Here is a 13,337-nt window from a genome sequence, read left to right as displayed (position 1 = left end):
TTGCACCCGGCATGACCCGCGCGCCCCGCGCTTGCTGCCGACGACATCCGATAACGCCTGCTTTACGATGGTCGGCTTTCTTTCTCTGGAATGGCTTTTGCGTATGCACTCCAAGCGTCTCAACTATGGTTCAAATCGCGTTTTCGACTTTCTGGTCATGTGGATTTTGCCCATTGGCTTATTGCTGCTACTGAGTGCGCTGTTCTTTGTCTCCAATCGTAATGTGCTGCATCGAATCGTCTACATCCTGTTCGCCGTGCCCAGCCTGGTCATGCTGTTCCAGCGCCCCCGGGAGTTACGCGAACTGCTGCGCGAACCGCTGGCGATCGCGTTTCTGGTGTTTGCCGCCTGGGCCCTGACCAGCCTGCTGTGGAGTCCCGAGCCCAGCATCGATACCGACCTGTTCAAACGCCCGCTGAACACCTTCATGCTGTTCGGTGGCTGCGGGCTGCTGCTGCATTATCGCAACGACCTGTTCAAGCCCATCTTCTTTGCCGCCGCCGTGATCGCGATGGTGGTGTGCGTGTTCAACCTGGTGGCGTTCGTCAAAGGCTTTCAACCGGGCATGCGCATGATCGGCGGCCGTGGCGCCCTGGATAACCCGCTGCTCAGCTCCCACATCTTCGGCTTTTTCTGCGTGTATTGGCTGTACGTGTGCATGACCACCCGGCGCCTGCATGTGCTGTGGTTCAGCGTGCCGGCCCTGGCGGTGATGACTGCGGCGGTGCTGGCGACCGGTTCGCGTACACCTCTGGTTGCCATGACCCTGGCCATCCTGTGGATGAGTTTTGTCAGCCGCAACCGTCGCTCGGCCGTGTTGATCGCGGCCCTTGTGGTGAGCGCCGCCAGTCTGCTGCTGATGTACCCGGAACTGATCACCCAACGCGGCAGCTCATTTCGCTTCGAACTGTGGAGCATGTCGCTGGAGCGGATTGCAGACCACCCGTGGATCGGCCACAGCTATGATTCGGAGTTGTACCTGACCCTGGCCGACGGCTACGTACTGCGCGAGCCCCACAGCTTCGCCCTTGGCGTGCTGTATTACGTCGGCATCATTGGCTTCATCCCGTGGCTATTCATGCTTGGCTGGGGCCTGTACAAAAGCTTCAAGGAGCGTGCGCAACCGCTGTTCATCCTCGCTTCCTCCCTGCTCGCCTACGGCATCGGCGCCGGCCTGACCGAAGGCGGCGGCATCCTGTCGCGGCCCAAGGAGCACTGGTTCCTGTTGTGGATTCCGCTGGCGCTGATCGCCGGTTTGAGCATTGCCCAGCGTCGTCACAGCCTGCTGCGCCTGCCCGTGCAAAGCCTCAAGCCCGCCGCTTTTGAACAGCTGTGCAGCGATGCCCAGGTGATCGAAGCCGATGGCCTGGGCCCGAAGGTCCTGCGCCTGGTCGATGGACGCTTCCTCAAGGTGTTCCGCGCCCGTCGCTGGTACACCTCGGGCAGCTTCAATCCCTACTCCGAGCGGTTCGCCAGCAACGCTGAACAGCTGCGCAGCCTGGGCATTCCCACGCCGCAGATACTTGCGATCTACGCCCTCGCCGATGGCAGCAGCGCCGTCACCTATTCGCCACTGCCCGGCCTGACCCTGCGCCAGGCCCTGCAAAGCCTGGACAGCAGCCTGCGCGAGTCGCTGATCGAGCGCTTTGGCCAATTCATGGCGCAGCTGCATGAGCGCGGCGTGTACTTCCGCTCGCTGCACTTGGGTAACGTTCTGCTGATGGACGACGGTGAGTTCGGCCTGATCGACATCGCCGACTTGCGCCTCTTCCCGTCACCCCTGCGCAACGCCCTGCGCCAGCGCAACCTGCGTCATATGCAGCGCTACCCGCAGGATCGCAACTGGCTGTTCGACACCCACTTCGAACAGTTGACCAAAGGTTACGCGACCGTTGCCAGCGCCGGCGCCACGGCGAAGATCCGCGCGCACGTGCTGGCCACGCCCGGCGCCTAGGCGGCGCGCACCGGCGTCAGGTAAAGCCGCACCAGGCCACGCAAGGTCTTGCGGCCCCAGAACTTCAACGGGATCTGCTTGAGAATTTCCCGCGCCAGTGGTCGGTCGCGGTCGGCGGTCTTGAGGAACATCGAGTTCAGGAAGTTGTAGCGCACCGCGTCATAGGCCGGGTGGTGGCTGAAGTGGGCGTAGGTCTTGAGAATGTTCTGGATCATGTAGCGGTGGTTCTTGTAGGTGTTGCTCGCATGCTGGCGGTACTGCGCCATCACCACCCCAAGGGCGTCGATGGTGTAGCCCGCTGCGGTGACTTTCAGCTGGATCAGCAGGTCTTCCAGGGGGATCAGCGGATCGAAGCCACCGACCTCCTCCAGCACGTGCCGACGAATCAGCATGGTCGGCGCCGGCGGGAACGGCTTGCGGTCCATGAACATGTCATCGAAATCCAGGCTGCGAAACGGTACGTCGCGGCGCTGTTTTTTCTCCGGGTGCAGGTTGCCGTCGCCATCGATCAGCTCGATATTGCCGGCGCAGATACCCACCTTCGGTTTGTCTTCCATATACGCCACCTGAGTGGCGATACGGTCCGCCAGCATGATGTCGTCGGAGCCGAACGGTGCGATCAGGCTGCCCTTGGCCCGCGCAATCGCCCCGTTGAGGGTGGCGGTAAGGCCCTGGTTCTGCTGCACGTGGAAGTCAAAGCCATGCTCGGCCTGCAGACGGCGGATGCGCTCGACGCTGTCATCCTTGGAGCCGTCGTCCACCACCAGCAATTCGATATTCGGGTACGTCTGGCCGAGCACGCTGAGGATGCTCTGCTCGATGTACCGGCCGTGGTTGTAGGACGCGATAATCACCGAGACCAAGGGTTGTTGCGTTGTCATGCTCTACCTACTTGTTTCAAACCGGTGTCGATGAGGTCCAGGTACTTCTGCTGGAATTCTGCCAGGGCGTGGTGCTCTTCGAGGTAGCGAAACACCTGCTCGCCCTTGGCGCGCAGCTGGTCGTCACTCATGGCCAGGTAAGTGTCCAGGGCCGCGCTGAGCTGTTCGACGTTGCCCGGCTCGTGGGACAGGCCACCCGCCCCTTCCACCAGCGGCAGCATGGCCGGGACGTTGGAGGCAATCACCGGCAGGTGCCCGCTCATGCCTTCGAGCAGCGCCAGGCCGAGGCCCTCCTGCAGCGACGGCATGGTCCAGATATCGAAGGCGCGCACGTACTGCAGACCATCCTCGCGAAAGCCCAGCAGGTGCGCGCGGCCGGTCAGCCCAAGGCGCTCGATGTCGGCGCGCAGGTCAGCTTCCGCTCGCCCGGAGCCAATGATGCCAAGCTGCGCGTGGGGGTACTTGTCCTTGAGCCGTGCGAACGCCTGCAACAGGTGCGTGTGGCCCTTGATCGGCACCAAGCGCCCCAACGCACCGATGATCAGCGCGTCGGCCGCCAGCCCGAGCGCCTGGCGCGCCTGCTCGCGCGGCAACTGCAGGGCTTCGGCCTGGGGAATGTCGATGGCATTGGTGACAAAGGTGGTGTTCTCGCGGGTAAAACCACAGCCCAGGCCCACCAGGTAATCACGCACGGCCGCCGACACCCCGACAAACCGCCACGCCGGGCTCACCAGCCGGCGCGTCTGGCGCCGGCGATAAGCGCGCTCATACTCGCCAAAACCATGGGAAATGCCGATGCACAACGGGATCTTCAACCAGCGGTTGAGCGACAGCATCATGTTCACCGACTTGAAGCGGTTACAGATGACCACGTCGAACTGCTGCTCACGGCAATACTTGTAGATTGCCCACATGGCGCCCAGGCGAATGCCCTTCAGCGCTTTCTCGGGAAACTGGAAATACTTGGAATGGTCGGCCACGCTCAACGGATGGCCCGGCTGCGGATGCCCACTGAGGAATGCCGAGGTCACCTCGAAACGCTCAGGCGGCAACGACTTGACGATCTGCTCACCGAGGTCGGCAAAATCGTTGAGTTTGACGTTGTAGTCCGGCTGTAATTGCAAAACCTTGAAACGAGGCTTCATAACACTCCATGGGGCAATCGGGCCGCTGCAAGCCGCCCGACGATAAAGTCAATTTCAGTCCTGCTTCAGCACCCAAAGCAGTTCGTGACGGCGCACGGCCTTGCGGAAAAACTCGTTCTCGCCGTAGGGCGATGGACCACGGCCCGCCAGCAGTTGCTGCAACAGGCGACGGACACGGCGCTTGAACGGCGCGCGCGGTTGCAGGTCATGCATCATGCCCAGCGCCATGGCCTTGTCCACCTGCTGGCCGTGGCTGAGCACCCGGCAATACGGCTGCAGCAACCGCTCGGCATCGAACTGCGGCGGCAACGCCACACCCGCGCCCGAATCGCCCATGGGCCAGCGGTCGTTATCGTGCAAATGGTTGGCGTAGCCCAGCAATGTGCTCGGCTGCCACTCAAGCCCCTGCAAGGCTTCGATGACGGCGTCGTGAGCGCAGATGTGATCCGGGTGCGGGTCGAGCGCGGGCGTCGGCAACACGACCACCTCGGGACGCGCCTTGAGCAGCAGCGCGCGCAGGTCGGCGATCAGATTGTGCCAGGTCGGCACGCCGTCCACATCGCTGGGCAACGCAAGCCCGTTGAACGTGCGAAACAGCCGCGTATCGGCGCATTGCGCCTCGCGCGAAGCCTGGGGCTGATCCGGCGCGGCCTGCATGGCGGGCAGTTGCAGGCAGAAGTAACCCAGTTGCACGCACTGCGCCTCGGGCACGCCCGCCCAGCGCGGCACGGCGATGCTGTCCCAGGCGCGCAGGCGCCCCTTCAGACGCGCGGCGTCGGCCTGCGGCAGGCCCATCTGTTGATAATGTTCGGCTTCGATTTCACCGGCGGTAAGGGTCACGATCCAGCTTTCATCGGCCTGGGCATACAGGCCGAACGCCGCCAGCTCGGCATCGTCGGCATGGGGGGCGATCACCATCACGCGCTGACGCGCCGGGTCCGGCTGGCGGAATACCCAAAGCGTCGGCTGGCCGACGATGCGACAGAATCGCCCGCGCATGCGCACTTCACCCGCCGCCAGGGCCGCCGCCACACCGGTGAGGTTGAGGTAACGGGTACCGGCCACGCCGCGCTCGAAGGCCTGGCGGTCACCCGACACATCAACCGCAGGGTCGAAAAAACGTGCGAGCCAGCTGCTTTGCAACTGCACCTGGACGATCAGGGTTTCATCGCCCGCCAGCACCAGCGGCGTGTCCGACAGCAAGCGCCCGGCCTCCAGGCGCAGTTCGCCGTGCCGGCTGTGCGGGGCAAAGCGGTATTGGTAGTCATCCTTGGGTGAGTAGAACAGATGGTCGGCAAACCAGGCTTCGTGGGCCACCCACAGCAGCACTGCGAGGATCAGCGGCAGCCACCACGCCACCAGCACACCCACCGCGATCAACAGCAGCAAGCCCACCATCAACGCGATGCGTTTGTTGCGCCGATGGCGTTTGAGCAGTTGTTGTTTGCGGCTCATAGGCTGAACACCGGCACCGGGTTGCACCAGCGCTCTTTATATTCGCGGTCGGCACGCCCGAAAGAAAAACGCAGCGGCTTGTCGAGCGAGCGAGCCTGCTCCCAGGCGCTTTGAGTGTTGAGAAAACTCAACACGCTGCCTGGGCTGAACGCACGGGTTTCGGGGTCGACACCGCCGTTGACGTACTCGACGCTGACCCATTCGGGCGCCTCGACGCGGTACACCAGTTGCACGGCAATCGGCGCCTCGTTGAGAAACAGCACGGAGCCCACCAGAAACTCCTGAAGCAGTTCCAGCACTTCAGCCAGGCGCTCGGCGCCGGTGGCGGCAAAGCCCCATCGGCGCTGGAACAGGTCGCAATACATGGCCGCCAGCTCGGCGCTGGAAAACTCATTCACCGCCCGCACCCTGCCGCCCGCCTCCTCCAGCAAGCGCAGTTCGCGGCGCTGGTTGTAGCGAAACTTCTTCGACAGGTCTTCGGGGGTACGCGCCATGGCCAACTGCTCGGCCTGGGGCTTGAGGGTGCTGACGCGCCCTTCGTTCAAGGCCGACAGGTAGCGACCGCGATGGCGCACCGGCAACTGTGCATCAGTTGCAATCGGCAGGATGATCTCGGCATTGCCCAGGTCAAACAGGCCTTTTTTGCCATGGCGCTTGAGCACGTCCTTGGACAGCGCCAGGTCGCGACCCCAGGTGGCGATAGCGCCCTTGAGTTCGCCGTGCTGCTCCCAGCCCAGGTAACGCACCGGAATCTGCGCCAGACCGGCCAACCGCTCGACGACCCGTGGATGGGTCGCCACGCTGCCACCAAATCGCTGCCAGGCCTGCGCGTAAGCCTCGGCCTCGACAGGCACCCAGCCTCGCTCACGCCAACCCTGGAAGCGGTTCAGCACTTAGACCACGGCGTCATAAGGGTCCACACCGTCCTTGACCACGAGGATGTCTTCCATGATCAGGTACTGCAGGTCGGAGCCGAAGAACATGTCCAGCGCATCCTTGGGCGAACAGATCATCGCTTCGCCACGGCGGTTGAGCGAGGTGTTCAGCGACACGCCGTTGCCGGTCAGCACTTCGAGTTCTTTCATCATGTCGTAATAGCGCGGGTTGTATTCGCGCTTGAGCACCTGGGCGCGGGAGGTGCCATCTTCATGGACTACTTCCGGCACGCGGGTTTTCCACTCTTCCGAGACTTCAAAGGTGAAGGTCATGAACGGCGCCGGGTGATCGACCTTGATCATCTGCGGCGCCACGGTGTCGAGCATCGAGGGGCAGAAAGGCCTCCAGCGCTCGCGGAACTTGATCTGGTGGTTGATGCGGTCGGCCACGCCGGTAGCACTTGGGCAACCGATGATCGAGCGACCGCCCAACGCACGCGGGCCAAACTCCATGCGGCCCTGGAACCAGGCCACCGGGTTGCCGTCGACCATGATCTTGGCAATACGCTGGGGCATGTTGTCGATCTTGCGCCACACCGGCTTGCTCTCGTGCTTGGCACACGCCGCAATTACGTCTTCGTTGCTGTAGGACGGGCCGAGATAGACGTGTTCCATCTTCTCCACCGGTACGCCACGGGCGTGGGACACGTAGGCGGCTGCGCCAACGGCAGTGCCTGCGTCACCGGAGGCCGGCTGCACGAACAGCTCTTTGACGTCATCACGGGCGATGATCTTCTGGTTCAGCTTGACGTTCAGCGCGCAACCACCGGCAAAGGCCAGCTTGCCGGTGTCCTTGAGAATGTCGCCCAGGTAGTGGTCGATCATCTGCAGGGCCAGCTTCTCGAACAACGCCTGCATGCTGGCCGCGTAGTGAATGTACGGCTCGTCGGCGATATCGCCTTCGCGCTTGGGCCCCAGCCACTCGATCAGTTTTGGCGAGAAGTAGAAGCCTTTGCCCTTCTCCTTGTAGCGGCGCAGGCCGATGACGTTGGCGTAGTCGGTGTTGATCACCAACTCGCCGTTTTCAAAAGAGGCCAGGCGCGAGAAGTCGTATTTGCTGGCATCGCCGTACGGCGCCATGCCCATGACCTTGAACTCACCGTCGAGCATCTCGAAACCGAGGAACTCGGTGATTGCGCCGTACAGGCCGCCGAGGGAGTCCGGGTCGTAGAATTCCTTGATCTTGTGGATCTTGCCGTTTTCGCCGTAGCCGAAGAACGTGGTGGCGTACTCGCCCTTGCCGTCAATGCCCAGGATCGCGGTTTTTTCCTGGAAGCCCGAGCAGTGGTAGGCGCTGGAGGCGTGAGCCAGGTGGTGTTCTACCGGTTCGATCTTGATTTTCTTCGGATCGAAGCCCAATTGCTCCAGGCACCAGACGATCTTGTTGCGATAGCGCTTGTAGCGACGGTTGCCCATCAGGATCGCGTCGAGGGCGCGGTCCGGGGCGTACCAGTAACGCTTGGCGTAGTGCCAGCGCGCCTCGCCGAACAGGCTGATCGGCGCGAACGGAATCGCCACCACATCAACGTCCGAAGGCTTGATACCGGCCTGTTCCAGGCAGAACTTCGCCGATTCGTAGGGCATGCGGTTCTTTGCATGTTTGTCGCGTACGAAGCGCTCTTCTTCGGCGGCCGCGATCAGCTTGCCGTCGATATAAAGGGCTGCGGAAGGATCATGGCTAAGGGCGCCGGACAGGCCAAGAATCGTCAATGCCACAGGGGTCTAGCCTCTTTTAGTCTGCATGCAGGCGCATCGCGCCTGAAAAAAGTGTGCCTCCCGCCTGGGCAGGAAACAGCTAAAGGGCGGGATTATAGCTTAAAAGCAGTGGGGAGCTGTTAGCGGCAAGCGGCAAGGCAAAAGCGGGCAGTGTGGAGCCCATCACTGCTCTACCTGAGTTCGAGGCTGCCGTCGGTGTTTTGCCGGTAGACCGTGTAGGGCAGGACGAGGGTGTCCAACACGCCGGAGGCCACCACATCAATGACAATCAGCGGCACGAAATTCACCCACACACCGGCGGTGGCCGAAGGAGGGGCGTGCAGTTGACACAGGTCATAAGCGACCCCGCTGTAGACGCGGGTGATGGACTGGCAATAGGTTTTCTGTTTCTTGAGCGCCTGCACGGCGACGTGGTCTTCGCGCATGACTGTGTTAACGGTGCCGCAGCCGACCAGGCTCAGGCATAACGCAGCCAACAGGATTTTGAGTGCAATGTTCATTGAGTGACCTCCGGTAAGGTCACGAACGCTAGCATTACGGCCCTGCCCTCCATAGAAGGAATAAGGACATACCGGCGTGGGAGTTTTCCGATTGCCGATGCACTGTGGGCATTCAGGCCAGCTCCACCAGGCGCCGACTGGCAAAACTGAACGTCAATACCCCAAAAATCAACACCCCCGTTGCCACTTGCTGCCAATAAAAATTCCAGCCGATCAACAACAACCCGTTGGCAATCACATTGATAAACAGCACCCCCAGCAACGTCCCAAAAACGTTCGCCCGGCCCTGCCGACTCAGTGTCGTGCCAATAAACACCGCGCCAATCGCATTCAGCAAAAACGCATTCCCGGACAACGGTACATAAGCGCTCACCGTGGCCCCAAGCAACACCCCGGCGACCCCACACGCCAAGGCTGTGGCCAGTGCCACGACGGTCACGATCCGCCGCACCGACAACCCCGAGTAATACGCCAGCAGCGGCTGCGTGCCCTGTGCCAGCAATTCCCGCCCCAATCGCCCTCGCGCAAGTAAAACGCCATAAAACAGCGCCAGCCCCAGCACGACCAGCAAAGGCGTGAGGCCCGCAATGCCCGGTTTCAATCCCTGGGCAATGTAGATCGGCTGCCCGCCGTCCGAGAGCAATTGCTGGGCACTGGTGCCGATAAACAGCGTGCCAAGGGTGGCCAGGAACGGGCTGATACGCAGCCCGCCAATCAGCACAGCATTCACCAGCCCCACCAGCAATGCCGCCGCCAACGCACCCGCCGCCGCCACGGCCCAGCCATGCCCGCTGTTGAGCAGTACCACAAAGCTGAAACTGGCAAAATCCAGCGCCGTCCCCACCGACAGGTCGATGCCGCCCGCCGCCACCGCGTAGGTCATGCCGATGGACACAATCGCCAGCAGCACAAAATTATTCAGCACCAGGCTTTTGAGGTTGCCGGCGCTAAGGAACCCCGGCGCCTGCACGGCAAACACTACGACAATCACCCCAAAGACCAGCGGCAAGGTCAATGGCAACAAGGCACGCAGCTTCATGGGTGGCCCCCTCGACTCAATGCGCTGGACGCAGCCACCACCAGCAGGATCAACACGCCCTGCACGCCGTTGACCCAGAAACTCGATACGTTGAGCAATTGAAAACCATTGATCAGAAAGCCGATCAACAACGCCGCGAACAACGTGCCAGGGATACTCGCCACCAGCCGCCGCGAAAACACCACGCCCAGAAATGCAATCGCCACCACCGACAGCAGCATGTCGCCGGAGCCGGTGGTGCTGCCGCTGAAAAACGCCGCCGAACACAACGCAGCCACGGCAGCGCACAGCCCTGACAACAGATAACTCGACAACACATAGCGCGCATTGCGCAGCCCCGCCGCCTCGGCCGCCTGCGGGTATTCGCCCACCGCATGCAAACGCAGCCCGTAGGGCGAATGCTGGATCAGCAAGGTCAGCAGCCCCGCCGTCACCAGCAGTACCCAGGCCAGCGCCGGCACCCCCAGCCAGGCGCCGCCGCTGAGCAGGTCCAGCAGCGGCGAGTCGGTGGACACCACGGTATTTTCGGTCAGCACCAGCTCAAGCCCAGCCAGCACATTCATGCTCGCCAGGGTCGCCAGCAGTGGCGGCAGGCGCAATAGCACCACCGCCAGGCCATTGACCAGGCCGACCGCCACGCCGCACGCCAGGGTCAGCGACACCGTCAGCCAAAGCGCCAGCCCAACATTGTTGAGGCGGCTGAACACCGCCGCACAGAGCCCCAGGTTGGCTGCCAACGACAGGTCCAGCCCACCGGCGACCACATTCGAGCCACCGCCGATAATCACGCAGGTCAGCCCGAACGCCAGCACGCCGAGAATCGCCGACTGGCTGAACACATTGGCCAGATTGCCCACCGAGAGAAAATTCGGCGCGGCCACGGCAAACCCGACCAGGATCGCCAGGAATACGCCGACCGAACCGCGTCGCAGCAGCGCCTCAAGCATGCTCGACCTCCCGCGCCCGCAACTCTGCGGCGGGCACTGCCCCGGTGGCACACGCCAGCAGCTGGTCGCTGTCGGCCTCGCCAGCGCGAAACTCGCCGGCGATTTCACCGCGATGCAGCACCAGAATACGGTCGCTGATCCCCAGCAGCTCGGGCAAATCCGACGACAGCACCAGCACCGCCGCGCCCTCCTGCACCAGACGCCCGATCAAGCGATAGATCTCGACCTTGGCGCCCACATCCACCCCCACGCACGGCTCATTGAGCAAGTACACGGCCGAACGGCGGCTCAGCCATTTGCCCAGCGCCACCTTCTGCTGGTTGCCACCACTGAGCTGGCTGACCGCCGCGTGAGGCCCCGGCGCCTTGATTGCCAGTTCATCGATTAGCCGCGCGGTTTCCACCTGCTCCGTGGCACGGCTCAACAGCCCCCAGCGGCTGAACCTGCCCAGCCCGGCCAGCGTCAGGTTTTCCAGCACCGACAGCACCGGCGCGATGCCCTGGCTGCGTCGTTCTTCCGGCACCAGCGCGATCCCGGCGGCAATCGCCTGGCCCGGTGAACGCAGGCGCAGCAGGCGACCTTGCAGGTGGACACTGCCGCTGTCGGCCTGCTCGATCCCAAACAGCGTCTTGATCAATTCCTTGGCTCCCGACCCGACCAGCCCGGTGAGGCCGACGATTTCCCCACGCCGCACCTGCAGGTCGATGTGCCGATAACGCCGCGCCAGGCTCAGCGACTTCACCTGCAGCAACGGCTCGCCCAACGCCACCCTGGCCTTGGGGTACATCTCCTGGACTTCCCGATTGACCATCAGCCGCGCGATCTCGGCGCTCGACGTATGACGAGGTTCGACCACCGCCACATCGCGCCCATTGCGCAGCACCGTGACCTCATCACACAAGCTGTCGATCTCCTGCAGGTAATGGGAGATGTACAGAATCGACAGCCCCTGGTCGCGCAAGCGCCTGACGATGCGCAGCAACTGGTCGACCTCGCGCTTGACCAACGCCACGCTGGGCTCATCGAACACCAGAATCTTCGGCTGGCGAATCAGCGCGCGGGTGATCTGCAGCACCTGGCGCTCGGCACTGTTCAGCTCGCTCACCAAGGCACCGGCCGGAAATTGCAGGTCGAAATAGTCCGCCAGCAAACGCTGCGCTTCGCGTTGCTGACGACGCCGATCCACAAACGGCCCACGGCGCAGCTCATGCCCGAAAAACAGCGCTTCGCCCACAGTGAAACTGGCCGGCAACAGCCGCTCCTGATGGATGAACTGCACGCCCAGTGCGTCCACCTGGCGCGGCGACAGCCTGTCGTACGACTGCCCGTCGATACTCACCTGCCCCGCGTCGGCGGTGTGGATACCGGCCAGGATCTTGATCAGGGTCGACTTGCCCGCGCCATTCTCGCCCACCAACCCGTGGACCGTGCCGCGCTCGACCTTGAGGCTCGCACCGTCCAGCGCCAGGGTGGCGCCGAAGCGTTTGTGCACATGCTGCAGGTGTAGAGCCGGCATCAGTCACCTCGCAATTGTTGGACCTGCGGCAGGTTTGCGGCGGTGGTCAGCAGCGTCGCCACATGGCTTTCACGGGGCAAGTCATGCTGCCCGGCGAGGTAACGCGCCACATTCTGCACGGCGGTCTTGCCGATCAGCGCCGGCTGCTGCGCCACCACCGCGCCCACCGGCGAATGGTCCTGTCCCAGCAGCGCCAGCACTTGCGGCGTGCCATCGACACCGTAGGTCTTGATCTCGGTGCGCCCGGCGTCGATCAACGCCTTGCTCGCGCCCAACTGCGGAATATCCCACGCCGACCATATCGCCGAAATGCTGCCTTTGGGGTATTTGTTAAGCAGTGCAGACACCTGGGAATAGGCGTCCTGCACGGTGTTGGGAATCACATCGCGCAGTTCGGGCTGGATGATTTCCAGCTGTGGATACGCCTCGAGCGCCAGCTTCAACTGGTCATAACGAATCGCACACACCGGCACGCCGTAGAAGCCGTTGAACACCAGGATTTTGCCCTTGCCGCCGGCGTCCTTGATCAACTGCTCGGCCAGGGCCTTGCCGGTGGCGACGTTATCGGAAGTGGTGTTGTTGAGGCTGTACTGCGACGGCGCATCAATGGTGAACAGCGGGATGCCGGCCTTGCTGATGCGCTTGAGCCAGGGGTCGATCACGCTGAGAGTGCCCAGGGTCTGAATCACCGCATCGGGCCTCTGGGTGACCACGGTTTGCAGCTGGGTCACCAGGTTCTTGTCATTGCGCCCGGCGTCCAGGGTGATCGGCGTACCGCCCAGGCGCTTGATCTCATCGACCTGTGCCTGGAACGCCTTGATATCGAAATAGTGACTGGTGCCGGTCATGCTCACGGCGATGCGCTTGCCGGCAAGCGACGGCACCGCATCATCGGCGTAAGCCGTGCACACCTGGCCCAGCAACAGCGCGGCGCCAAGGCAAATCAAACGGTAAAACGAGAAAAGGCTGGTGGGCATACAGGGCTCCGCTGAAGCGACCGGTGAATGGGTTCACCGATTGTCATTGCAGAGTGTGTGCCAGGATTTTTATCTATTTAAATCAATGAAATAAAGAAAAAAAGCAAACGCGGACTGTTCTTGCGCAACAACAATTGCCCCATTGCTGTTGCCCAGGCGACATATACCTGGATCCATCTGACATGAATCATTCCAGTCAAGGAGCCTCCGACAAATCTTCGACTTGGTGCTGCCGCACAGCAAACCGTAGCCTCTGTGGCGAGCGGGCTTGC

The 13,337-nt window shown here is 62.5% G+C and carries 11 protein-coding genes; 1 reads left to right on the top strand and 10 read right to left on the bottom strand.

Annotated elements, in window-relative coordinates; translation table 11 throughout:
- The first annotated feature begins 103 nt into the window (after positions 1–103).
- Positions 104–1,954, top strand: coding sequence for a bifunctional O-antigen ligase/aminoglycoside phosphotransferase family protein (locus TU75_RS06355; RefSeq protein ID WP_060548474.1), 1,851 nt, complete (start codon positions 104–106; stop codon positions 1,952–1,954).
- On the opposite strand, the gene TU75_RS06350 is transcribed toward TU75_RS06355, so the two are convergent.
- The 10 genes from TU75_RS06350 to TU75_RS06305 all read right to left on the bottom strand — a co-directional run bounded on the left by TU75_RS06350 (position 1,951) and on the right by TU75_RS06305 (position 13,065).
- Positions 1,951–2,835, bottom strand: coding sequence for a glycosyltransferase (locus tag TU75_RS06350; protein ID WP_060548473.1), 885 nt, complete (start codon positions 2,833–2,835; stop codon positions 1,951–1,953). The genes TU75_RS06355 and TU75_RS06350 overlap by 4 nt on opposite strands.
- A complete protein-coding gene (locus tag TU75_RS06345) occupies positions 2,832–3,980 on the bottom strand; it encodes a glycosyltransferase (RefSeq protein ID WP_060548472.1) in 1,149 nt (382 codons plus the stop codon). Before TU75_RS06345 ends, TU75_RS06350 begins: the two co-directional genes overlap by 4 nt.
- 54 nt (positions 3,981–4,034) lie before the next feature.
- On the bottom strand, positions 4,035–5,435 hold the full coding sequence (locus TU75_RS06340; RefSeq protein WP_060548471.1) for a PIG-L deacetylase family protein: 1,401 nt from the start codon (positions 5,433–5,435) through the stop codon (positions 4,035–4,037).
- Complete coding sequence (locus TU75_RS06335) at positions 5,432–6,328, bottom strand: antimicrobial resistance protein Mig-14 (protein ID WP_060548470.1); 897 nt, start codon at positions 6,326–6,328, stop codon at positions 5,432–5,434. The genes TU75_RS06340 and TU75_RS06335 overlap by 4 nt, the downstream gene beginning before the upstream one ends.
- Positions 6,329–8,086 carry a carbamoyltransferase family protein gene (locus tag TU75_RS06330; RefSeq protein ID WP_003237194.1) on the bottom strand — a complete coding sequence of 586 codons (1,758 nt, stop codon included), beginning with the start codon at positions 8,084–8,086 and terminating at the stop codon, positions 6,329–6,331.
- A 170-nt stretch (positions 8,087–8,256) separates the two neighbouring features.
- Positions 8,257–8,586, bottom strand: coding sequence for a YceK/YidQ family lipoprotein (locus TU75_RS06325; protein WP_003237196.1), 330 nt, complete (start codon positions 8,584–8,586; stop codon positions 8,257–8,259).
- Between the two features lie 112 nt (positions 8,587–8,698).
- A complete protein-coding gene (locus TU75_RS06320) occupies positions 8,699–9,625 on the bottom strand; it encodes an ABC transporter permease (protein ID WP_003237198.1) in 927 nt (308 codons plus the stop codon).
- Positions 9,622–10,572, bottom strand: a complete 951-nt coding sequence (locus TU75_RS06315; RefSeq protein ID WP_003237200.1) for an ABC transporter permease — start codon at positions 10,570–10,572, stop codon at positions 9,622–9,624. Before TU75_RS06315 ends, TU75_RS06320 begins: the two co-directional genes overlap by 4 nt.
- Complete coding sequence (locus TU75_RS06310) at positions 10,565–12,088, bottom strand: sugar ABC transporter ATP-binding protein (protein ID WP_060548469.1); 1,524 nt, start codon at positions 12,086–12,088, stop codon at positions 10,565–10,567. Before TU75_RS06310 ends, TU75_RS06315 begins: the two co-directional genes overlap by 8 nt.
- On the bottom strand, positions 12,088–13,065 hold the full coding sequence (locus tag TU75_RS06305; protein WP_060548468.1) for a sugar ABC transporter substrate-binding protein: 978 nt from the start codon (positions 13,063–13,065) through the stop codon (positions 12,088–12,090). The genes TU75_RS06310 and TU75_RS06305 overlap by 1 nt, the downstream gene beginning before the upstream one ends.
- Positions 13,066–13,337: the final 272 nt, after the last annotated feature.

It is taken from the genome of Pseudomonas poae, assembly GCF_001439785.1.
Classification (GTDB): Bacteria; Pseudomonadota; Gammaproteobacteria; order Pseudomonadales; family Pseudomonadaceae; genus Aquipseudomonas; species Aquipseudomonas poae.
Note: the sequence above shows the minus strand (reverse complement) of the source record. Positions and strands in the feature narration are given on the sequence as shown.

Coding starts and splice junctions, on each gene's coding strand:
- TU75_RS06355 (WP_060548474.1), top strand. CDS start 104: ATGCACTCCAAGCGTCTCAACTATGGTTCAAATCGCGTTTTCGACTTT.
- TU75_RS06350 (WP_060548473.1), bottom strand. CDS start 2,835: ATGACAACGCAACAACCCTTGGTCTCGGTGATTATCGCGTCCTACAAC.
- TU75_RS06345 (WP_060548472.1), bottom strand. CDS start 3,980: ATGAAGCCTCGTTTCAAGGTTTTGCAATTACAGCCGGACTACAACGTC.
- TU75_RS06340 (WP_060548471.1), bottom strand. CDS start 5,435: ATGAGCCGCAAACAACAACTGCTCAAACGCCATCGGCGCAACAAACGC.
- TU75_RS06325 (WP_003237196.1), bottom strand. CDS start 8,586: ATGAACATTGCACTCAAAATCCTGTTGGCTGCGTTATGCCTGAGCCTG.
- TU75_RS06320 (WP_003237198.1), bottom strand. CDS start 9,625: ATGAAGCTGCGTGCCTTGTTGCCATTGACCTTGCCGCTGGTCTTTGGG.
- TU75_RS06315 (WP_003237200.1), bottom strand. CDS start 10,572: ATGCTTGAGGCGCTGCTGCGACGCGGTTCGGTCGGCGTATTCCTGGCG.
- TU75_RS06310 (WP_060548469.1), bottom strand. CDS start 12,088: ATGCCGGCTCTACACCTGCAGCATGTGCACAAACGCTTCGGCGCCACC.
- TU75_RS06305 (WP_060548468.1), bottom strand. CDS start 13,065: ATGCCCACCAGCCTTTTCTCGTTTTACCGTTTGATTTGCCTTGGCGCC.